General features: G+C 58.8%; 18 protein-coding genes and 2 pseudogenes. 8 read left to right on the forward strand and 12 right to left on the reverse strand.

Annotated elements, in window-relative coordinates:
- Positions 1-192: 192 nt before the first annotated feature.
- The gene (locus tag BJ6T_RS37325; protein WP_014497759.1) at positions 193-471 is read right to left on the reverse strand and encodes a hypothetical protein; all 279 of its coding nucleotides are present in this window, start codon (positions 469-471) and stop codon (positions 193-195) included.
- A 396-nt stretch (positions 472-867) separates the two neighbouring features.
- Here BJ6T_RS37325 and BJ6T_RS37330 point away from each other — a divergent pair, with 396 nt between their 5' ends.
- Positions 868-1,071 carry a hypothetical protein gene (locus BJ6T_RS37330; protein WP_014497760.1) on the forward strand — a complete coding sequence of 68 codons (204 nt, stop codon included), beginning with the start codon at positions 868-870 and terminating at the stop codon, positions 1,069-1,071.
- 345 nt (positions 1,072-1,416) lie between these two features.
- On the opposite strand, the gene BJ6T_RS47725 is transcribed toward BJ6T_RS37330, so the two are convergent.
- From BJ6T_RS47725 to bioB, 9 genes are all read right to left on the reverse strand, one after another.
- Positions 1,417-1,617 (reverse strand): hypothetical protein, encoded by a 201-nt coding sequence (locus BJ6T_RS47725; RefSeq protein ID WP_014497761.1) that lies wholly within the window; start codon positions 1,615-1,617, stop codon positions 1,417-1,419.
- Positions 1,618-2,285: 668 nt separating this feature from the next.
- A complete protein-coding gene (locus BJ6T_RS37340; protein ID WP_011084898.1) occupies positions 2,286-2,645 on the reverse strand; it encodes a hypothetical protein in 360 nt (119 codons plus the stop codon).
- A gap of 12 nt (positions 2,646-2,657) precedes the next feature.
- Positions 2,658-3,509 (reverse strand): pantoate--beta-alanine ligase, encoded by an 852-nt coding sequence (gene panC / locus BJ6T_RS37345; RefSeq protein WP_014497762.1) that lies wholly within the window; start codon positions 3,507-3,509, stop codon positions 2,658-2,660.
- A gap of 3 nt (positions 3,510-3,512) precedes the next feature.
- Entirely contained in the window at positions 3,513-4,391 is an 879-nt protein-coding gene (gene panB / locus BJ6T_RS37350) for a 3-methyl-2-oxobutanoate hydroxymethyltransferase (RefSeq protein WP_028153345.1), read from the reverse strand.
- 1,245 nt (positions 4,392-5,636) lie between these two features.
- Positions 5,637-6,902, reverse strand: a complete 1,266-nt coding sequence (locus tag BJ6T_RS37360) for an adenosylmethionine--8-amino-7-oxononanoate transaminase (protein WP_011084894.1) — start codon at positions 6,900-6,902, stop codon at positions 5,637-5,639.
- The gene (gene bioD / locus BJ6T_RS37365; RefSeq protein ID WP_011084893.1) at positions 6,899-7,534 is read right to left on the reverse strand and encodes a dethiobiotin synthase; all 636 of its coding nucleotides are present in this window, start codon (positions 7,532-7,534) and stop codon (positions 6,899-6,901) included. The genes BJ6T_RS37360 and bioD overlap by 4 nt, the downstream gene beginning before the upstream one ends.
- A complete protein-coding gene (locus BJ6T_RS37370) occupies positions 7,531-8,685 on the reverse strand; it encodes an 8-amino-7-oxononanoate synthase (protein ID WP_011084892.1) in 1,155 nt (384 codons plus the stop codon). The genes bioD and BJ6T_RS37370 overlap by 4 nt, the downstream gene beginning before the upstream one ends.
- Before the next feature lie 76 nt (positions 8,686-8,761).
- Positions 8,762-9,115 carry an aspartate 1-decarboxylase gene (panD, locus tag BJ6T_RS37375; protein ID WP_028144145.1) on the reverse strand — a complete coding sequence of 118 codons (354 nt, stop codon included), beginning with the start codon at positions 9,113-9,115 and terminating at the stop codon, positions 8,762-8,764.
- A 49-nt stretch (positions 9,116-9,164) separates the two neighbouring features.
- A complete protein-coding gene (gene bioB, locus BJ6T_RS37380) occupies positions 9,165-10,160 on the reverse strand; it encodes a biotin synthase BioB (RefSeq protein ID WP_011084890.1) in 996 nt (331 codons plus the stop codon).
- A gap of 114 nt (positions 10,161-10,274) precedes the next feature.
- Between bioB and BJ6T_RS37385 the strand changes: the two genes are divergently transcribed.
- The 4 genes from BJ6T_RS37385 (at position 10,275) to BJ6T_RS37400 (ending at position 13,504) form a co-directional block, all read left to right on the forward strand.
- Complete coding sequence (locus BJ6T_RS37385) at positions 10,275-10,910, forward strand: GntR family transcriptional regulator (protein ID WP_011084889.1); 636 nt, start codon at positions 10,275-10,277, stop codon at positions 10,908-10,910.
- A 135-nt stretch (positions 10,911-11,045) separates the two neighbouring features.
- Positions 11,046-11,363, forward strand: coding sequence for a Dabb family protein (locus BJ6T_RS37390; RefSeq protein ID WP_011084888.1), 318 nt, complete (start codon positions 11,046-11,048; stop codon positions 11,361-11,363).
- A 153-nt stretch (positions 11,364-11,516) separates the two neighbouring features.
- Positions 11,517-12,911: an aminodeoxychorismate synthase component I gene (pabB, locus tag BJ6T_RS37395; protein WP_028144144.1), complete on the forward strand. Its 1,395-nt coding sequence runs from the start codon at positions 11,517-11,519 to the stop codon at positions 12,909-12,911.
- Positions 12,908-13,504: an anthranilate synthase component II gene (locus BJ6T_RS37400; RefSeq protein ID WP_014497769.1), complete on the forward strand. Its 597-nt coding sequence runs from the start codon at positions 12,908-12,910 to the stop codon at positions 13,502-13,504. The genes pabB and BJ6T_RS37400 overlap by 4 nt, the downstream gene beginning before the upstream one ends.
- A gap of 670 nt (positions 13,505-14,174) precedes the next feature.
- Here BJ6T_RS37400 and BJ6T_RS44255 read toward each other — a convergent pair.
- Together BJ6T_RS44255 and BJ6T_RS49470 are read right to left on the reverse strand one after the other, a co-directional pair.
- Complete coding sequence (locus BJ6T_RS44255) at positions 14,175-14,648, reverse strand: hypothetical protein (RefSeq protein ID WP_011084884.1); 474 nt, start codon at positions 14,646-14,648, stop codon at positions 14,175-14,177.
- A gap of 53 nt (positions 14,649-14,701) precedes the next feature.
- Positions 14,702-14,932 (reverse strand): annotated as a pseudogene (locus BJ6T_RS49470) (transposase); the annotation flags it as partial.
- A gap of 460 nt (positions 14,933-15,392) precedes the next feature.
- Between BJ6T_RS49470 and BJ6T_RS37410 the strand changes: the two are divergent.
- The 3 genes and pseudogenes from BJ6T_RS37410 to BJ6T_RS37415 all read left to right on the forward strand — a co-directional run bounded on the left by BJ6T_RS37410 (position 15,393) and on the right by BJ6T_RS37415 (position 20,442).
- The gene (locus BJ6T_RS37410; protein ID WP_370123668.1) at positions 15,393-18,071 is read left to right on the forward strand and encodes a DUF5695 domain-containing protein; all 2,679 of its coding nucleotides are present in this window, start codon (positions 15,393-15,395) and stop codon (positions 18,069-18,071) included.
- A 37-nt stretch (positions 18,072-18,108) separates the two neighbouring features.
- A pseudogene (locus tag BJ6T_RS49760) lies at positions 18,109-18,252 on the forward strand (IS91 family transposase); the annotation flags it as partial.
- Between the two features lie 936 nt (positions 18,253-19,188).
- On the forward strand, positions 19,189-20,442 hold the full coding sequence (locus BJ6T_RS37415; RefSeq protein ID WP_011084880.1) for an outer membrane protein: 1,254 nt from the start codon (positions 19,189-19,191) through the stop codon (positions 20,440-20,442).
- Positions 20,443-20,455: the final 13 nt, after the last annotated feature.

Here is a 20,455-nt window from a genome sequence, read left to right on the forward strand (position 1 = left end):
AAGTCCTGAGCGAGAACCGGTCGAACAGTGGTGCTTTTTAATCCGCTGGTGAAGAGGTCCCGGATTGAAGTCAGTGATGCTGCTCGAAAGTGTTTGGCGATCGGACTCGACAAAGCCCGCCGCGATCAGAACCCGCAAATTAGGTACAGCCCGCGGTACAGAGCGGTTTTTGAGGATGCGCAGCTGGGAGGGTCAGCCGTGGGGTCCCACCGCGCCTCGGATCAGGCCGCCCGGAACGCGCGCGTCGTTCGCGGCTCCGCGACTAGTTTGCCGGCATGTCCGCCCCTTCCGGAGGCCAAACGCGAGCGGGAAGGTCTCGGCTGAAAGGAACTCCAGCGCGGTCTGCTCTTCGGTGAGGCGTTTTTCGATGAACTGACGTTCGACATCCGACAGGTTCGACTTCAGCAGGCGACGATAGCGGTGGATGTTTGTGCGGTGAGCACGAATGCGGGCCAAATATTCATCGAGCATCCTGGACGCTCCTGAGGTCGTCGCAATCTCTACGAAGAGATATTCAGGCGAGCATGTCGTCGATCAACGCGCCACCCGCCATCGCATCTCGGAAGCCGTTCGGCGGGCAGATAAGGACAATGGCAGTTCGTGACAACACTCCTTCCGCTAGCGTAGCATTTCCATCGCCACGACCCGCAGCGTTCTTGGCTCACCATACGCCGTCTTTCTGCTCGGCTAGTCGCTCAAACAGAGCTGGGCGCTTGGAAGGCGCAAGGAATAGTCGGTCACGCTCCCGGCGCCGGACGCTTGTCGCTAACAAGCTCGCCCGTCAGTATTCTCTTCCGAGGAGCTGAACATCGTTTGCCGATGTGCTATACGCATCTTCGTTGAGAACAGCTTTGTTTGAGAGTTTCGATGTCTCTTTCGATTGGACTGATTGTCGACGGCTATGTGAAACTAAACAACCGCAGCGCGCTGGAGAACCTTCTGGCGCATCGGCGGGAGTTGCTGCAGCAGTTGAACTGCGTTACCGGCATTGATCCGAAGCCAGCGATCGCTCAGGTCAGTCAAGACATCACAGTGATCGAAAGGGCACTTGCGGCGCTCACACAGGAGTAAACAGCAACGGCGCACCGGCTCGCGTGAGTTGACGGCGCTCCGGCGCCGAACACTGACTTCGCCCCCGTTTCCGGACGAAGGTTATTGGAGCGTCGCCTCACCGGCATCGTGGCGCGCAAGGGTGCGTGCGCCAAGGCTTGGATGCGGCGTCTGCTGTGCGAGCTGCTCTCTCGTTTCAAGGATCGGCCGGGCACCGAGCAGCGCGCCAACCGATTCACATCAGATAACGCCGCGTCTTGGGTGACGTTAGGCCACCATCGATTTGCGACCACGATACACTCTGCGAGCTGGATCTTCAGCACTGTGACTTGGAAATTCACCTCAATGACAAGCCATGTCCTAGATCTATCGCCACATCGTTGGTGCTCTGGAAAGAGCTTCCTGACCGATCTGTTTAAGCAGATCGGGGCGCGTCTCACCTCTGGTGGCGGCCTCCAGGATTCTGGAGGCAACGTAGGCGCGGACGCCGGCGTCATACGGTGGGACGCTCACGCAAACCTCATCCAGGATCGTGCGCAGAAGCGTGATCGTGCCAACGTCCAGCATTGAGAGATCTCCCTCATACCATCGGGGAAGATAATGGGCATTTGCTGGACCGCAACTCAAGTACATCGGATCGCATGAGCCTCCGCGACTGCCGGTCGGCCGATTTCCAGCGCGGTGCAATGTCCAGCACCTCTGCGATCGCTGATCCATTGCGGCAGCTCGCTTGATCGGCCTGCGTTTGTCTTCTCGTCGGCCGTCTGGGCCTAGCAGACAAGCTTGCTAGAGCTCAGAGGCCAATGTGAGCTCCCTGCGATCATGCTCTGCGATGATGTACAGCATGCTCGGCCATCTATTGCGCGCCGGACTGACTGGGCGGCTGCCGCAGGCCAATGCTCGCACGGTGCTAGCTCGTTGCCGAGCCTCATCAGGTTCAATTGCGGCCAGAGGATTTGCCGTTTATCGCGCCTGCTGCGCTTCGGCATACCTGCCCCGATGGAGTTGGTAGAAATAGCTTGCCACTGCTCCGATGTCGTTTCACAAGACGGCACCTATCGGCTCCAAACCCGAGCGCCTGGCATCCTACACTGTAGAGGGACATCGCGACCAATTCTTGCGGTGAAGCATATCTTTGCGTCAAAAACCAGCGCCCGCCCGACGTCTGGCGACGAAATCGGGCCAGGATCCGGCGCCCGCGCTTCACTGCCCCCTTGACTCGCCCCTGGCCGCTCTTAGGGAGCTTCGGCTTTTTGCAGCTTGACGAGGTCGTCTGCGCCATCGTGAAGTAATTTCATGGTCATGGGCGCGTGGTTGTTGATCCATAATCGCACGTATTGGCAGCACACGATTTTGAGCGAATCTCCTTTGGCGATGCCCGCTTGCAGGCGGATGATCTCGGCAGCGTGGAGCGGCCCCGCCTCGCTCCACCCCGTCAGCGGCAGAGCCAATCTCCAACCGACATCATGAGCTCGAGCGTGGGGGAGTTGTTCAGCACGCAAAGGGCAGTTCCGGATCGTCTTCGAGAGTTCTTCCAGGATGTTGAGGATTTCAGGGCCAGCCCATCCGGTTCGACTGCTCCTGAGCGCAATCACTTGCGGATCTCGCTACCATGGCGACCAGGACAGGACTACATTGTCGATCAACCGCGTGGAGCCGACGTACGCTGCGACACAGAGCACCGCCGGATAGCGCAGAGGGCTGTCAGCAATCCTTAGAGTCCCAGGGTCGACAAGCTCAAGGTACTGTAGTCGATCGACCCTTTCCAAATGCCTTCTTGCAAGCGCAATCAGCGTTGCGGCGTCGCGTTCCCCTGAGGCAAACTCATGCGCTGCGGCGAACAAGCCACGGCTGATCGCCAAGCTCCGATCACGTTCTTCCGGGCAGAGATAACGGTTGCGACTGCTCATTGCCAGCCCATCTGGCTCCCGCACGGTTGGCACAGTGACAATCTCGATCGGAAGATTCAGATCAACCGTCATGCGGCGTATTACCGCGCATTGCTGAAAATCCTTCTGTCCAAAGTACGCGACGTCCGGCTGCACCATGTTGAATAGCTTGCAGACGACGGTCGCTACACCACGAAAATGTCCAGGCCTGAAAGCTCCGCAGAGCGGCTTTGCGAGTTCGCCCGACTCGACAAAGCTCTCAAATTGAGCCGGATAGATCTCCTCTGCACTTGGCGCGAAGATGATGGAGACCCCGGCACTGCCGCATAACGCTTCATCGCGCGCGAAGTCGCGGGGGTACCTGCTGAGATCCTCATTTGGGCCGAACTGAGTGGGGTTGACGAAGATGCTAACGACAGTGACGTCGCAGTGTTCCCGGCTGGCCGAGATCAAGGCCAGGTGGCCGTCGTGCAAGTATCCCATCGTCGGAACGAATCCGATGCGCTTTTCGGCATTGCGAACGTCTGCAAGGGCGCGACGCAGCTCAGCCACCTTCGTAATTACTTTCATTTCTTACCTTGAGGTTGAACTGGAGGGCACCCAGTTGGCGACGGCATGCCGAAGCTGATCAGGAAGCCGATAGCACTCCTCTGAGCCCGGGAACGCCCCTTTGCGGATATCGGCAGCCCAGCGCGACAGCGCCTCCTGGAACAACTGGAATCCATTTGTATAGGCACGAACGAATTTGGGGCGATGGCCTTCGGTTAGCCCCAAGACATCATGAAACACGAGCACTTGGCCCGAGCAATCGGCTCCTGCTCCGATCCCGATGGTGGGTATCGTGAGAGATTCGGTCGCTCGCGCCGCGAGCTCGGCAGGAATGCCCTCCAGGACAAGCGCGAAGCAACCGGCTTCCTGCAGACGGTGCGCGTCATCGAGCAACCGCAAGGCGGTATCTGTTGTCCTTCCCTGCACTTTGAATCCACCCATGACGTTGACGCTCTGCGGGGTCAGACCGAGATGTCCCATCACAGGAATGTCGCAATCGACCAAGGCGCGTACCATCTCGATGCGTTTGGCACCACCCTCGAGTTTCACAGCATCGGCGCCACGCTGTAAAAAACCTCCTGCATTGCGAATCGTATCCTCAGAACCGACATGAAAGCTGAGAAAGGGCATGTCGGCCACAAGCAAGGCATGAGGCCTCGTGCGCGCAACAGCCTCCAGGTGATGATTCATCATGGCCACGCTGACGGGCAGCGTGTTGTCGAATCCCAGGCAGACGTTTCCAACGCTATCGCCGACCAGGATGATATCGACAATGGGATCCGCGATGCGCGCCGCAACCGCATCGTAGGCGGTGGTCATCACGACACGCCGTCCTTTATCCTTCCACTGCTGCAGTGCCGGAATCGTGACACGCTCTAGAGGCTGCTCTGAACTGTGGCTCATATTGAATCCGCTCCGCACACACCGTCGGCGCTTCCTAGAGAACGCGGGAGAAACCTGTCAATGGCATGGAGGATGGAGATCCCAGTTGTCTAGAACTGGGGAACAGCGCAAAAACAGTCCAATGGTCGCGCAACCATGAGACAAGACCTTCCTCACCCATTTCACCACCCGATGGCTCGTCTTCACGTGCAGTTTCAGCGGCTATGCCAGCCGCGCCCTCAATCGAGGAGCGGCGCTCGCGACGAGCCACCATCTGCACGCGTTTCTGGGCTGATTGCAGTCTCTCCAAACGGTGACGGCGACCGAACCGAGCGCAGATGCGCGCAGTGGGGACTTCGTCTTTAGGGCACATCTCCGTGTCTGCCCGCTAGGGGGACTCGTGAGACTCCTGCTTCGGCGCCTGCGCACCGAGCAAAGCAAACGGATGGCAGGCCAGGAACGTCCAAAGGTGACAGGCCGCCGTAAGCGCAGCGAGAGTCGCGGTCGAGTAGATGTCGTCGCGAACGCGCTCAGACCGCGCCAGCCTGCTGGCCCTGTAGGCCGTGAAGTCGATTATTTTTGCCGATGTTTCTGTCACTTGATTTCCACGTGCTCTAGAGGGCCACTCGAATTCTCTGACCAGGGCCGTACCGGCACAACTCAGTCCATTCCTAAGCCGCTCGAAGCCAACGAAGCCATTTCTGATCGGCCTCCCGCCGCGCCTTGAAGCGGTTGACGCATCTCTTCGAGCAAAGAGCCGTTCGCCAGCAGTAATGGCGGATCAGCCCAAACTTTCCGCCGCATATCGCGCAGCAAGTGGCTGAATGGTCGAGGGAATTACGGAAGCCAATGTGCATTCTCGCCTCCTGTCAGACATTTACCTAGGAAGCCCCGCTGCCCTCTGACCACAGCACCACGCGCGCACCGAAGGTGCGGCCCGCCCGGCGGTCCGTCTTCCTGGTTGTTGCAGCCATCAAGAGCCTTGACTCTGATGTGCGGCTGCCTCGCGAAGCAGTACTTTCCGCAGATAGCCTCGCCGAGAATTTGGTCAAGATAATTGATTTCTCTATCGTGATTTACGCAATTCGCTCGACATTTCGGTCAAATGCTGCGCCTTGCATGACTAGCCCGCAGAATTACTGCGGCAGTTGGATCGGGAGCGCTTAAGTTGGGGCTGCATCCTCGTTGCACTATCAAAAGCAGCAATACGGGCACTTTCCCTTCCAAGATCCTGTCACTGCAGACGATCGCACAGTCTCGTGCATCTCACATCAGCAAGTCAGCAGCGTCGCGGATGGCAGTATAGATTTCATCAAGATCGGCCGCCGTAACGCAGTAAGGCGGCATCACGTAGATCGTGTTACCGAGTGGGCGTAACAGCAGATCCCGCGCTTGGAAGAAAGCCAAAAGCCTCGGACCGATGTCCGCCAGATAGCCAGCATCGCGCGTGTTGAGTTCAACCGCTGTGACTGTTCCTGTGCGCCGCACGTTTGCGAACCGTGAATCGAGGCGGAACGGCGCGAGTGCCTGTTCTTGCATCCTCGCCAAGGATGCCAGCCGCCAGCGATACTCCTGATCCTGCCATAGGTCCAGATTAGCCTTGGCGGCGGCACAGGCCACTGGATTGGCCGTATATGAGCTCGAATGAAAAAACGTACGCGTGCGATCTTCAGAATAATGCGCATCGAAAATATCGGCACGACACAGTGTGACGGCGAGCGGCAGCGCCCCAGCCGTGAGGCCTTTCGAATAGCAAGCAATATCGGGCGTGACATCGGCCTGCTCACACGCAAACAAGGTACCCGTCCGGCCCCAGCCTGTCATGACCTCGTCCGCAATGAACAGGACGTCAAAGGCTTCGCAAATCCGCTTCATCTCTCTTAGCACCGAGGGCGAATACATCAGCATTCCACCGGCACCCAATATCAGGGGCTCCACGATAAAGGCTGCGGGATGTTCGTTTCGACACGCGTTTTCAAGCGCATCGAGAGCTCTTTGCTCACAATCTCTTGCCGGGAACGGAATCGAGGTCACCTCGAACATCAGCGCCCCGTAGGCCGCATTGAAGATGCCTCGGCTACCTACCGACATCGCCCCGATCGTGTCGCCATGGTACGAGTGCTGCATCACCACAATTTTGGTTCGCTCTCTTCCGGTATTGCGCCAGTAGCCGAGCGCCATTTTCAGCGCGACTTCGACGCTGGTGGACCCGCTATCGGAGAAGAACACATGTTCGAGCGCTGGGGAGGTGACCTTCAATAGTTCCGTCGCAACCTGCTCAGCCGGGTCGTGAGTGTATCCGGCGAAGATGACCTGGTTGAGCTTGCCTGCCTGTTCTCGGATCGCGTTCACGATGCATGGATGGCAATGGCCGTGGGTCACGACCCACCAGGAGGAGATTGCATCGATAAGGCGTCGGCCATCTTCGGTGTAGAGATAGGCCCCTTCTCCCCGGACCACCTTCGTCATGTCCCGCTGTAGAGCATGCTGCGTGAACGGATGCCAGATCGGCGACCTCTTAGCTGTCTTCATAGGTTCAGGAAATCGCTGCTAACAAAGGAGTCTTTGAAAGCGGCCTGCAGCCTATCGTTTGTGAGGGGAACAAGCCACGGGAGCCGTCCCAACCAACGCACTCTCCCGATCTCGCAAACCGCGCTTTCAGTTTCGGCGTTTCTTTCGCCAATGAACGCAATCCCAAGGATTCGAATCTGACGCTTCCGCAGAGCCTCTATGGAGAGCAGGGAGTGATTGATTGTGCCCAGTCCCGTCCTTGCGCAAAGCACGACGGGAAGCTGCCAGCGCTCGAAGATGTCGATGTAAAGCGTGCGCGCTGTCAGCGGCACCATGAGTCCGCCGGCGCCTTCGATCACGAGTCGCCGCTCGCCGCTGTCCGGCAGTCCAAGCGTCTCTGTATCTATGCGAACGCCGTCGATCTCCGCTGAGTGATGGGGCGACGCGGGCGTCCGAAGTCGATAGAGCTCCGGGACAATCCGATCGGACGAGAGGCCACCGAGGCGGCGGATGCACTCGGAGTCGATCTCTTGTTCGAGTCCAGCCTGGACCGGCTTCCAGTAATTCGCGCCGAGAAGCCCGGCGAGCCCTGCGGAGAATACCGTTTTGCCGACCCCGGTGTCCGTACCAGTCACGACGATCCGTTTATTCATCGAAACGAGCCCCTCGTCACCTCAACCAGCGCATCGAGCATCGCGCGCACGTCCGCTTCGCCAACATTGAGTGTCAACGAAATTCGCAAGCGGGCGGTGCCTGCAGGGACGGTTGGCGGCCGAATTCCGCGGATATCGAAGCCGCGCGCCTGCAGAGCAGAGGCAAGTCGCATTGCATGAGCATTGTCACCTACGATGTAGGGCACGATCTGAGAGGTCGATGGTGTGCGCAAACCAAGCGAGGTGATCTGCCGATGCGCGAACGCAACGAGTTTGGCCAGCCGTTGCTGCCGCTCCGGCTCTTTCTGCAGGGTGAGGAGTGCCTCTCGAACGGCAACGGCCATCAATGGTGATGGGGCGGTGGCAAAAATAAACGGACGGCAGCGGTTGACCATGAAATCGCGCAAGATGCCGGAGGCCGTAACAAGTGCACCCGCCGCACCGAGCGCTTTGCCGCAGGTATGAACGACGATGAGATTTTCGCGCTTGTCATAAGGGGCCGTGAGCCCTCGTCCTTGATGCCCGTAAGCGCCTGTGGCATGTGCCTCGTCCACGATCAGAAACGCGTCTTGGCGATCGGCGATTGCCACTAGCTCTTCGAGTGGAGCGAAGTCGCCATCCATACTGTAGAGACTTTCGGCCACAATCCACACGCGGCCGGCTCCACCTTTGTTTCGCCAGGCGCGAATTGCGTCTTCGACTGACTGGGGATCATTGTGCGCGTGAATTCGACACTCTGCGCGACCGGCCCGCGCCCCCTCGTGAATACTGGCGTGCACGAGCGAATCGAGAACGAGCAGATCGCCGCGCTGCGGGAGCGTTGTCAGGAGGGCAAAATTTGCGATGTAGCCGCCTCCAAAGAAAAGCGCTGCCTCCGCGCCAAAGAACTGAGCCGCTTCTGTTTCGAGCCGTTCATGCTCCTCGCAATTGCCGCGCAGAAGCCGCGACCCGCCGGCTCCAACCGGAGTGCCCGCCTCGAGCGCGGCGACCATCGCCTTTTTGATGCGCGAGGCGTTCCCGAGCGCCAGATAGTCGTTCGATGCGAAATCGATCCCCACGCGCGGCTTGAGGCAGCGCAGCCGTTTATCTTCGTTCAAGGCATTCAACGCTGCGACGTAGGGACTAAGTCTTGCTGTCTGGATCGACCGCATTCATCACTCCGAGGATCGCATCAAATCACGCAAAAGATGCGTTGGCCGTTTAAGAAGGAAGGATGGCCCGTTAGGTTCAACTTGCCAGGATGCGATTATCTCGGTCCACACGCACAACGCGTGGCTTGAACTTCTTTGCTTCGGCCTCATCGAATGAGGCATATGCAACGATAATGATCTTGTCTCCGGGCATCACCAGTCGGGCAGCCGCACCGTTCAGGCTCATCGTACCAGACATCGGCGGCGCCTCGATCACGTAGGTGGCAAAGCGCGTCCCTGTTTCTACATTGTAGATTTCGACGCGCTCGTTGATCACCATTCCTGCTGCCTCCAGGAGCGTACGATCTATCGAGATCGAGCCTTCATAGTGCAGATCAGCTTCGGTCACTGAGGCGCGATGGATTTTGCCCTTCATCAAAGTTATCTGCATTTCTCACCTAGGCTGGTGTAGGGGCAACATATTGGGCGCGCTGCTTCCGTCAGGCGAGCCCGGACGTGATGCCGAGCCGGGCCAGCAGATCCGCGTCGCGATCAACTTTCGGGTTATTGGTGGTCAAGAGCACGTCGCCGACGAAGATTGAATTTGCGCCGGCCAAGAAGCAAAGCGCCTGCAATTCATCGGTCATGTATTGCCGCCCGGCGGACAAGCGAACCACACTCCTCGGCATCATGACCCGCGCGGTCGCCAGCAGCCGGACCAGCGCGATCGGATCGGGAGGCTCCGCGGTGTCTTCCACCGGTACGCCCTCAATCTTGTTCCACAGGTTGATCGGCACGCTTTCGGGATAGTTGGGAAGATTGGCGAGCAACACGAGCATACCTAGGCGGTCCTCGACGCGCTCGCCCATGCCGATAATCCCGCCGCAGCAGATCTTGATGCCGGCATCGCGCACATGCGCCAGCGTATCGATGCGGTCCTGGAGGCTGCGGGTGGTGATGATCTTGCTGTAAAACTCGGGCGATGTGTCGACGTTGTGATTGTAGAAGTCAAGGCCGGCCTCGGCGAGGCGCGCGGCATGCTTCGGTGTCAGCGTGCCGAGCGTGACACACGTTTCCATGCCGAGACCTTTGACCGCGTTGACCATGTCGCAGACGGAATCAAGATCGCGATCTTTTGGCGTGCGCCAGGCCGCGGCCATGCAGAAGCGCGTAGCGCCGGCATCCTTCGCGCGCTGTGCGGTCGCAACCACATCGGCGCAACGCATCAGACGGGTCGCTTTCAGGCCGGTCGCGTAATGCGCGCTTTGCGAGCAGTAGCCGCAGTCCTCCGGACAGCCGCCGGTCTTGATGCTGAGCAGGCTCGCAGTTTCGACGTGGTTTGGATCGAAGTTCTTGCGATGAGCGCGCTGCGCCTGAAGCATCAGGTCGGCAAAAGGAAGGTCGTAGAGCGCCTTAGCCTCTTCGACGTTCCAATGATTACGAACCTGCGCCCCGTTGCTAGCTTTCTTTCGTTGGACTTGCACAGCAGCATCCATAACCCAATCTCGCTCAGTTGTAGATAATCGCGTGAATTATCTATAGTCATCGCCCTCGAAGAGATGCTAATCGAGCTGCCTCGCAAATGCACCGATTATTGCGGTAGATAATCTATGATCACTGCTGACAACATGACGATGGTCGCGCGCATCGCGGACTCAATCGCTGAGCGCATTATCAGCGGCGCCTTAGCGCCAGGCGCACCACTCCGTCAGGATCACGTTGCACGAGAATTCAATTCCAGCCACGTCCCCGTGCGCGAGGCCTTTCGGCACCTGCAGGCACAACATCTTGTTGTCGCTGTGCCGCGTCGCGGTGTTCGGGTTGCCCCGCTCGATACCCGTTCAGTGAAGGAGATCGCCGAAATGCGCGCCGCGCTCGAGGTGGTGGCATTGCGCCATTCGGGGCCAAGACTGACAACAGCTCATTTGGCTCAAATCGAGCTCGCCCTAATCGAAGGAGACAATGCAAAGACGATCGAGGAGTTTGAGATGGCCAACCGCGCCTTTCACCAAGCCTTGGTCGCGCCGTGCGGAATGCCGCGTCTGCTCGCGAGCCTCGATGGATTGCAGCTTGCCAATTCTCGATTGGTGTTCGCGATGGCGCGATCGGTGGGCTGGCGACCGCGCTCCAATCAAGATCACCGCCTGATTCTGCAAGCCCTGCGAACGCGCAACGTCGATCACGCCTGTAACCTGCTCACGCGGCACATTCAAACCATTGAGCGACTTGCCCTTCCGGCGTCCTGAGCAAATCTGGCAAGCTCCATTGCAGATCGCCGACGGTTGCAAGCGACGATCATGCGGCAAGCGACTAGCCTCATTGCAACCGAATCTATTCCCAGATAGTTATGGCACCCGCTAGCGACATCTCCACGGACGGCCATGATTCGTCACATCGTTTTCTTCAGCGCCAAGGACGAGGCGCATATCCACCAGATCATCGAAGGTCTTTCGCTTCTCAGCACGATACCGCATGCGCGCCGGCTTGAGGTTGCCCGTAACCGCAAGACCGATCAGCTCGGCAACGATATCGACATCGTGGTCTATGGTGAGTTCGACAGCGAGACAGAGCTCGCAGCGTACAAAGCGCACGATCTCTACCAGGAATCGATTAAACGGGTCCGACCGCTCCGCGAGCTGCGGTTCGCGGCCGACTACGATGTATCAACAGATACCCCTTTCGCCTCCACGGCAGGATGATCCTGGTGCTGTCGCAGCAAAAAGTCCGCCGCCGGCGTAACTTGGCAATGGGCCTCATGTTTCGGCCCAGCACAGATAAGAGTCATTCTCATCGGTGGGGCAACAGATGGAACGGCACTTTCACGACGTCAGCCGCCTGTGACCGATAACCCGATGTACGTTCGCGAGTTGCAGTGGGTTGAACCTGTCACAGCGATGCGACGTCTTGGGCATCGATCGCATCTCACGTTTCTCGATAGCGCAGCAAGGCACGAGCTGCTTGGGCGCTACTCATATCTAACGTGCGACCCCTTCAGCACCTACAGGGTCGCGAACGGCCAAGCCAGTTGGAACGGACTGACTCTCGAGGCCGATCCATGGAAGGTCCTTCGCACGCTACTCGCGAAGTACCCGCAAGAGCATCGTCCCGATCTCCCGCCATTCCAGGGAGGAGCGGCAGGCTACCTTGCCTACGACATGAACAGGACATTGGAGCGATTGTCTGCCCCGCCAATTGCCGGTCTGGGTTTGCCCCAATCCATCCTGCATTTCTATGACGTGGTCATCAGCTTCGACCACCGGGATAACAAATGCTGGATCGTCTCGACCGGATGGCCGGAGCAGGATCGCGTGCGACGGAGCGAACGAGCGCTTCGTCGAGCCGACGAGTTTGCAGCATTGCTTGCCGGTCCAAACGCGCCACAGAAGGGTTGTCCCAGCAAAGCGGGCGCGTGGCGCTCGAACTTCAGCCGCGACGGCTACATTGCGGCGGTACAACGCGTGATCGACTTGATTCTCGCGGGTGACGTGTTCCAGACAAATATTGCGCAGCGTTTCAGCACCCGCCTGTCGACCTCGTTTGATCCGCTCGCCTTCTATTGCCAGCTACGATCATTGAATCCGGCGCCTTTTGCGGCCCTGCTGCGATGGGGAAAGCTGACCATCGCATCAAGTTCGCCGGAACGATTCCTGAAACTTGAGGGGCGACAAGTCGAGACACGCCCCATCAAGGGCACGATAGCGCGTTCGCCTGATCCCAAGGAAGACCACCGCCGTGCGGCTGCTCTCCTCGCTTCCGAAAAGGATCAGGCCGAGAACACGATGATTGTCGACCTTTTGCGTAACGATCTGTCACGCGTTTGCACTGCGCATTCGGTCGGGGTTCCGGCCCTATGCAATCTCGAGTCCTATGCCTCGGTGCACCATCTCGTGTCGATCGTTACGGGGAAACTTGCCGGAGACGAAGACGCCGTTAGCCTGCTCCGCGCTTGCTTTCCCGGCGGCTCCATTACGGGAGCGCCAAAGCCGCGGTCGATGGAAATTATTACAGAAATCGAGCGCATAGCGCGAGAGGTCTATTGTGGGGCGATCGGCTTCATCGGCTTCAACGGGCACATGGACACCAGTATTGCGATCCGCACTGTCACGATCGACGGCGACCTGGCTGTGTTTCATGCGGGCAGCGGTATAACGGCCCTGTCGAAGCCCGAGGCCGAATACGAGGAAACGCTCACCAAGGCAGAGCGAATCTTTGATGCATTTGGTACTGAACCAGCTGGTGCATTTTGATTGTCATCGTCGATAATTACGATTCCTTCGTGTTCAATATTGCCCGCTATTTCCACAAGCTCAGTGAAGCAACGGAAGTGATCCGAAACGACGCTATCAGCATCAGCGAGCTCGTTGGTCTCAACCCGCGCGCGGTGGTCATATCGCCCGGCCCCTGCACCCCAACTGAGGCAGGAATATCGACAGCAGTGGTTCGCGAACTTTCAGGACGCGTACCAATTCTCGGCATCTGCCTTGGACATCAGTGTATTGCAAGCGTTTTCGGAGGACGGGTGGCGCGTGCGCGTCGGCCCATGCACGGTCGGCGCTCATACGTTGCGCATGACGGCCGAGGGTTATTCAAGGGACTGCCAACCCCGCTTGACGTCGGACGCTACCATTCTCTTATCGTCGCGCTTGATCAGTCATGTGCGCAGAACCTCGTAGTGACAGCGCGTTCGGAGGAAGGCGAGATCATGGCCCTCACGCACGGCTATTATCCCACCTATGGGGTCCAGTTCCATCCCGAGTCGATACTTACCTCACAGGGGCACGTCCTGCTTAAGAACTTCTTGCGACTCGCACAGGATTTCCGAAACCGCGCGGAGCAATGAGAGGCTCGGCCTGCCAATCAAGATGGTGGACCGTCGGTTTTCGACGTGGTTGGAAGGCGAAGCCTCATATGGCAGGCATTTTGTGGTAATCCGCGCTGTTCCGTGCTTGGCTCTGCAGTCAGCGGCCCGCCTCCGACGGAAACCAGCCCCTGCGGTTTCGAGGGCCGGACGTCTCTCTTGGCCGGCTTGGATGTGGTGCGCGCGGGGGGCAAAGAAGCAGCAGGAGCAGGAGAAGCAACAGGCGCCGGATTCTGCAGCCCCTCGATTCTTTGGGTCAGGGTTGCGATCTGATCCGAGATCCGCCTTAGCTCGGCTTGCTGCGCATCGACGTTGCGATTGAGCTCGGCAATTTCATCGGCTGTCTTCTGCTGCCCTGATTGGATCCATAAAAGGACGTCCCTATGCTCAGGTGACAAGCAAAGCGCGCGAGGCACGACTTCGTGCGCCGGCGGCGCCTCGCAAACGTTTCGATATTCGTCAAAAAATAGGCTCCTCCGGCGCCCGGTTCGCCGCGCTTGTTAGAATCTCTTGTATTTTCTCGGCAACATTTGTTCTTTCTGGAAAGGGAATCAAGTCCTTCACTCATTCACTAAACACATTACTTTGGTCCGCTATTTGACTACGCGTTCTTGTCATTTCGCGATAAACCTTCCTTCTCTTTTTGTATCTTTCAACAATATTGCTCTGCTCCGCCGTCTTTAGCCCTCACTGAAGTACGCGCGGTAGTCTCGATGCGCGGCGAATTCGCATGGTCCTGAGCGCAGAAGGGACAGATCTCAGTCTCTTCGCCCTCGATGCGATGCATACCATCGCCCACCCAGCGTTCGTCTGCCTCGCCGATCGCAGCGAAATGTCGTTGCACTTGTGCAACGGCGAGAGCTTCCAGGTCCGGAAGATTTCGGCCCAAGAGAGTGTTGATTTCGACGACATCGAAATGTCGGCAGGCCCATCTCGTGAAAGTCGTGGTGACGTCGCAAAGCATCAGACGATTGCGCGGCAGAGAGCGCGCGCTGCCTCCGCAACCGCATCGGCAATATTTGGTGATTTCCTTGAGGGCACAGAAGTCGTCGACGCTCAGCCTGCCTCGCGCTGGTGCCGGAATGGCGCCCTCGCGAGCGCGGAGCTCACGATTAATGTTCCTCATGTCCCAAGCTGGCCTACATCCAGTCCTTCCGACGCACTACAAATCACAAAATTTACTTGCTGACCCAACCAGTCGCCTTGACCGGCAAAATGTAACAACGACTGGTGTTGCGCTGCTCTCCGTTCAGGAGCCGTGATGGCGGCCATCGGCTCGACACTCTTGCGATCGCAAGGCATCATCAGACCGGCGGAGTAATCGCGAAGCGGTTTGGCTCGGCCTCCGTCCCCGATCACGCTCGTAAAACCCTCAACATACGCCGAAAACCTCGACGCGACGTCCCCCATTTTACCCGACCCATCTCAGCCTCTCCGCACGCCGAATAGATGAGTCTTCTCAAAAATAGGAATCTTCTCGGTAAAAGCCGCGACACTCTGATTAAGTAAGACTACGCAGTAGTGAGCAGGCAGTGGAAGCCGCGCAATGTCGAGGGGCGGCGCTCGGCCGAATGCCTCAGGCGCGCCGTGAACTTTGTCATCGACCGGGTCTTTGCCATTGGCAACTAGGCCCAAGAGCAGCTTGGCCTCCTTGCGAGCAAGCTCTGGTGTCCAAGGGCACCGTGAGGACCGATGGTGACGAAGCGGTGGCAACCGAACGCTGGGTACTTGAGAACGTATGTCGCTTTGTCGCGTTGACGTTTACGGCGGGAAACGGCACGCCTTGATCATCCGTATGGAGCGATCCCGGATACGGTTGATGACGAAGTCTAAAGCCATGTCTAAAGCCTGGACGTATACGCGTCGTACGATGCTGTTGGGCAGTAGCTTCTTGGGTAGCGCGTTTTTCGGGGGCGTTACGCTGCCTACACCCAATCGGCCGCAGCGCAAGGTTGCCATGGTGTTGAAGGCGGTCGACTCTCCCTTCGTCGTTGGGTGCACACAAGACGGCATTACCTCCTTGCGTTATCGTAACGATGCGTATGACACGGATTATGTTCTGCCTGGAGCCGTGCTGGGGACGGCTCACGCTAGAGTTCGGCGTGCCGGATCCGAGTGGCATACGCTTCGAACCGGCGTTGATGCAACGAAGCCGATGCATAGCGCGGCCCTTGAACTAGCAGCCCGCGATGCCGGCGTCCTTCTCACGACCCGCCTCGCAGTCGACGAGGCTGGATTGACGTGGGAGATCATGCTGCGGAACGACGGCATGGCGAGCGTGGAGGTTGGCGACCTCTATTTTCCCATGCCGATGAACACCGAATTTCCGGCAGGGCAACCGGCATCGGTGGCTGTTTTGAAGCACAGCTTCGTCTCGGGGCATGGATCGCACATCTTCTGGATTCGCGGCAACAGCACCGGCCCCTTCCTCATGCTCTTACCGGAAGCGGACACGTCACTGGAATATTGGGATGTCCACAAGGATTCGGCCGAAGCCAGTGGGACGTGGTGCGCCTACATCTTGGGCGGAGCGGCCGCCGGCGAGGCAGTGGCGGCGGGGACTCGCTGGCGACAGCCGACGCATTCCCTGTCCCTGTCGCCGGCCGAGCAACGGCGTTACCGTCTCCGCTTCCAATGGGTTGCCAATTACGAGGCGGCGCGCAGGGCTATCGCGGACGCCGGTCTGGTGGACGTGGAAGTGATGCCGGGCATGACGGTTCCCAATGACCTGCATGTCGACATCGCGCTCGCGTCCTCCATTCCGGTGGAGCGAATCGAAGCGGAATTTACCGGCGACACGGTGGTGCAACGGTTGCCGGATCGGGCTGGCAGGCGCCTGTGGCGGGTTCGCTTTTCGCGATTGGGCGAGAACCGGCTGACCCTGCACCAGCCGGGTGCGCGCCAGACATTTCTTGAATTCTCCGCTACCGAGCCCGTCGAGACGATGATGAAGAAGCGCGCAACCTTCATCGTGAAGCGGCAGCATCGTGACCCGTCCAAATGGTACGACGGTTTGTTTGGCGAGTGGAATATGGAGACGCAGGTCCTGCTTGGCCCGGACAATTACGACCGGATCAAGGGTTGGCGCATCTACGAGGTGACGTGTGATGATCCCGGGCTGAGCAAGCCCGCTTACCTCGCGACCAAGAATGCCGAGCATCCTGATGTGGCGGAAGTGGCGGCGCTGGATCGGTATATAGACACGTTCGTCTGGGGCGGGCTGCAACGTACCACACAGGAGGCATACGCCTACGGCCTCTACGGCATACCCGATTGGAAGCAGAACAGGGAAAGCAGCGATCCCGGCCCGAAGGGTCGCCTGCATATCTGGCGGCCTTATGACTATCCGCACATCTTCGCGATGTATTTGGCCATGCACCGCATCGCGCGTGACCATCCCGCGATACCCACCCGCCAGAGCGCACGAGATTATTTGGTACGCGCCTACGGTACGGCGCTGGCCATGTTCACGGTGCCGATGCGCGTGGTGATGTGGTCTGCCTACCGCACCGGCTTCTACAACGAATGTGTGATCCCCGAACTGGTTTCGGCGCTCACGACGGCGGGCTTGACGCGCGAGGCGGCGACGTTGGAGGCGCACTGGGCGCGTAAGGTGCGCGCCTTCGTCGATCCGAAGGCGGACCTGTTCAAGTCTGAATATCCGTTCGATTCCACAGCCTTCGAATCAACGCAGGCACTGGCGCGCTCGGCCCTTGACGACCCTGTCGCCATGGGGGTTTCGAAGGCGGCGGCGCGTGCCTTCTCGGAGCGTCAGATCGCTGCAAATCTGTTCTGCCGTGGCTGGCTGGAACCTGCTTATTACTATCTGGGCAGCGATTATCGCCACACTGCGGGCGACGCCTATACGCTGACTTACATGGCGCAGATGGGTGGCTGGGCGCTGCTTGATCATGCGCTGAACGATGCAGACGACCCGCATCCGCTCCTTCGTCTCGGCTATGCCTCACAACTCAGCGCGTGGGCTTTGCTGAACAGCGGCCCTGCGTCGGCGGGTCATGGCTATTGGTATCCGGGCGAGGAGAATGACGGCGCGGCCGGTGGCGGCTTCGAGCCGGCGCCGAGCGGCACCACATGGCTCGGTCAGCCGCATCACCGTGGAACGTGGTATTACTCGTGCGAGATCGACCTGGGATTTTGTGGGGCGGTCCGCGCTGCTGCGACGATCGTTGCCGACGATCCCATCTTTGGGCAGGTTTGTCACGGTGGCATCATGGAGACGTTCGCTCACACCCTGCGTATCTGGCCACGTGATGGCGTGCGGCGACGGCTCAACGTGCGGCTCCAGTCTCTTCGATTGGACTTGGTGCTGCTCGACGCGCGATTCCGGGCGGATCGACCGATCATTCTGAATTTGGGGGCGGGGTGGATCAGCCTTACGCCTGAGCCCTTTGCCCCATCTGGATCGGGAGTGTCGTTCGAATTGCGGTACGATGACGGGAGAAAGCGCAAGGAAGTCATCGACATCACGGACAGCCAGCTCGTCGTCCGCTTGCCTGCGGCGCGCTTACCGCGGGTTCAGGTTCGCTAGACTCTAGTGTTGCCGATTATGGGGTGCGATCGGCACTTATGGCCTGCTGTTCCACGCGGCTTCCGAGCCGATGACGATCATCCCGGCAAATCCCGAGCATCTCGGCGCACGTATCCGCATCACCGCCGTGCTGCATACCTCGGGTTCAGCGCCCGTGGACGCTTTTCTCGCCGGAGGAGGCGCCGGATCTCCACGACCTGACCGGCGCTGCGTTAGCCCAACTATACGCGCTCTACGAGACGACGGCCGCGCAAGGCGATCTCCGCGTCAGCAAACAGGTCCGCGCGGTTCACTGGAATCACAGAACTTAAACTGAAAGTCGCTGACGAAGGATACCTCGCCAATATCGGTCCCGGTCGGCTTACGCGTTCGCGTGCCGCTTCTGGCGTTCTTAAACGATCGAAATTTACTGCTGCGCCCGCTTGGGGAATACGATCTACGTCGTGCCCCCGTCTTGCGTCACAGCGGCAGACCTCGACGAAATCTACACCGCAATAAATGATACAGCCGATGAGCTGGTATAGAGGGGCCGCAATCTATCCCCGAAAACACGCCAGTGCCGATACTCTGTGGAGTGACGCAGAACGTGTAATCGCCGGAGAGACCTGTGAGAGCCTCGATCCCAACCCGCAGGAGCAAGGATATCGTCTGAAGACTAGAGCGGCGTCAAATGAAGAGTGCTCTCGATGAGAGCGCTCGGGAGCACAGATCGATCTCAAATATCTTCGAAGCGACGAGCCCGTTCCGCACTGTCTTTCCACCTGTTGAGGCAGCAAGGCTTCCGGTAGCCAAAGTGAGACCGGCGCATCGTGCGCTTCGGCCCATGACACCGCGCTAGCCAAGTATTGGTGGGGCAGTGGCCGCGCGGCTGTCGGTATTGAGACAAATGTCAGCAGCTTGACGATACACGCCGCGACGAAGTGCCCGCAAAGCCTGCGAATTCACTTCGGCACGCGACTTGCTCTCTTTGCGGCATCATCACCAATCGCAGCGCGATGGTCTTCGGGACGGACTCGGCGCGTGTCGCTGTTAGCGTCTGCTCCGCCCCGACGGTTTGCTGCGGCGATAGCTTATGGACGCTCGGTTATGGACCGAGAAACTGCAGGGGACGTGTTGAATGCGACCTGGAGTTCTTCTTTTGGGAGCCACGACAATTGCGCTCGTCGCAAATGGTGCGGCGAATGCGGCAGACCTTGAGCCGGAAGTGAAACTGCCCGCGGCGGTGTGGAACTGGTCCGGAGGCTATATTGGTGGACACGTCGGCGGCGGGTACGGCCGAACCTCCTTCAGCAATCCCTACGGTCCGTCAATCTATGGCGGCATAGTCGATACGCCGACGTTCCTCGCAGGTGGCCAGATCGGCTACAATTGGCAGAAGAACGGCTGGGTGTTTGGCGTCGAACTCGATGTCAGCGGTGCTGTCTCAGACGGCACAAATACCTGCCTCGCGTCGTCCGGCTTTGTCGTGAGTGCAAACTGCAAGGCAGGTCCGAACATCTTTGCCACAGCGACCGGTCGTGTCGGTTACACGTTTGGCGCGTCGGGTGGCACGCTGGCCTATCTCAAGGGAGGTGCAGCTTGGCAAAACAATCAGGGCGACGTCATCAATAACCATGAAGGCGGACTCGTGCCACAGGAGAAAACCCATTTCGACTACGGTCGCATCGGTGGCATCATCGGGCTGGGCGTCGAGCAGGCGCTTACGCCCGCATGGTCGGTCGCAGCTGAGTATGACTATCTGAATTTCGGTGGCCCGAGTGTCGCGACACCTCCGACGGTGCAGGGTCCGCCGTTCGCAATTGTTCCGGCGAACACAACGAGCCCGTCCAGCAACTATCACATCGGAAAGATTGGATTGAATTACCATTTTGGCGCCGACCCGTGGACGGCGCAATGGTCCTATGTGCCGCAGTACGCGAAGGCTCCAGTCGGCGCGCCGCCGATTGCTTATTCAGATGGTTGGTCGTTCGAAGGCGGATCGCGGCTCTGGCTCAGCCGCGGACGATTCCAATGGGACCACAGTGTAGCGCCCTACTTGCCTCTAGACCCCAGCGTCCTTGTATCGAGGCTCACCTATCATGGCCTTGACGGACTTTCGGGAGAGCTATTTGGCCGTGTCGACAGCCCATCGGGAGTGTTCCTGAAGGGCAACATTGGCCTCGGGCGCTTCGATAAAGGAAACATAAACAATGAAGATTGGCTCGCCGATCGGGAACTCTCCTATATCAACAACGCATCACGGCAACGAAACGGACGGTTCACCTATTTTACCGCAGACTTAGGTTACGATTTCCTGCGCGGCGCCAACTACAAGGTCGGCGGATTTATCGGCTGGACCTACTACGAACAGAGTTCCGACTCCATCGGTTGAACGCAGATTGTCC

The organism is Bradyrhizobium japonicum USDA 6 (genome assembly GCF_000284375.1).
GTDB classification, from domain to species: Bacteria; Pseudomonadota; Alphaproteobacteria; order Rhizobiales; family Xanthobacteraceae; genus Bradyrhizobium; species Bradyrhizobium japonicum.

Excerpts from the sequence above, each read along its gene's own strand:
- BJ6T_RS37325 (WP_014497759.1), bottom strand. The coding sequence starts at position 471 with ATGCTCGATGAATATTTGGCCCGCATTCGTGCTCACCGCACAAACATC.
- BJ6T_RS37330 (WP_014497760.1), top strand. The coding sequence starts at position 868 with ATGTCTCTTTCGATTGGACTGATTGTCGACGGCTATGTGAAACTAAAC.
- BJ6T_RS47725 (WP_014497761.1), bottom strand. The coding sequence starts at position 1,617 with ATGCTGGACGTTGGCACGATCACGCTTCTGCGCACGATCCTGGATGAG.
- panC (WP_014497762.1), bottom strand. The coding sequence starts at position 3,509 with ATGAAAGTAATTACGAAGGTGGCTGAGCTGCGTCGCGCCCTTGCAGAC.
- panB (WP_028153345.1), bottom strand. The coding sequence starts at position 4,391 with ATGAGCCACAGTTCAGAGCAGCCTCTAGAGCGTGTCACGATTCCGGCA.
- BJ6T_RS37360 (WP_011084894.1), bottom strand. The coding sequence starts at position 6,902 with ATGAAGACAGCTAAGAGGTCGCCGATCTGGCATCCGTTCACGCAGCAT.
- bioD (WP_011084893.1), bottom strand. The coding sequence starts at position 7,534 with ATGAATAAACGGATCGTCGTGACTGGTACGGACACCGGGGTCGGCAAA.
- BJ6T_RS37370 (WP_011084892.1), bottom strand. The coding sequence starts at position 8,685 with ATGCGGTCGATCCAGACAGCAAGACTTAGTCCCTACGTCGCAGCGTTG.
- panD (WP_028144145.1), bottom strand. The coding sequence starts at position 9,115 with ATGCAGATAACTTTGATGAAGGGCAAAATCCATCGCGCCTCAGTGACC.
- bioB (WP_011084890.1), bottom strand. The coding sequence starts at position 10,160 with ATGGATGCTGCTGTGCAAGTCCAACGAAAGAAAGCTAGCAACGGGGCG.
- BJ6T_RS37385 (WP_011084889.1), top strand. The coding sequence starts at position 10,275 with ATGATCACTGCTGACAACATGACGATGGTCGCGCGCATCGCGGACTCA.
- BJ6T_RS37390 (WP_011084888.1), top strand. The coding sequence starts at position 11,046 with ATGATTCGTCACATCGTTTTCTTCAGCGCCAAGGACGAGGCGCATATC.
- pabB (WP_028144144.1), top strand. The coding sequence starts at position 11,517 with ATGTACGTTCGCGAGTTGCAGTGGGTTGAACCTGTCACAGCGATGCGA.
- BJ6T_RS44255 (WP_011084884.1), bottom strand. The coding sequence starts at position 14,648 with ATGAGGAACATTAATCGTGAGCTCCGCGCTCGCGAGGGCGCCATTCCG.
- BJ6T_RS37410 (WP_370123668.1), top strand. The coding sequence starts at position 15,393 with ATGCTGTTGGGCAGTAGCTTCTTGGGTAGCGCGTTTTTCGGGGGCGTT.
- BJ6T_RS37415 (WP_011084880.1), top strand. The coding sequence starts at position 19,189 with ATGCGACCTGGAGTTCTTCTTTTGGGAGCCACGACAATTGCGCTCGTC.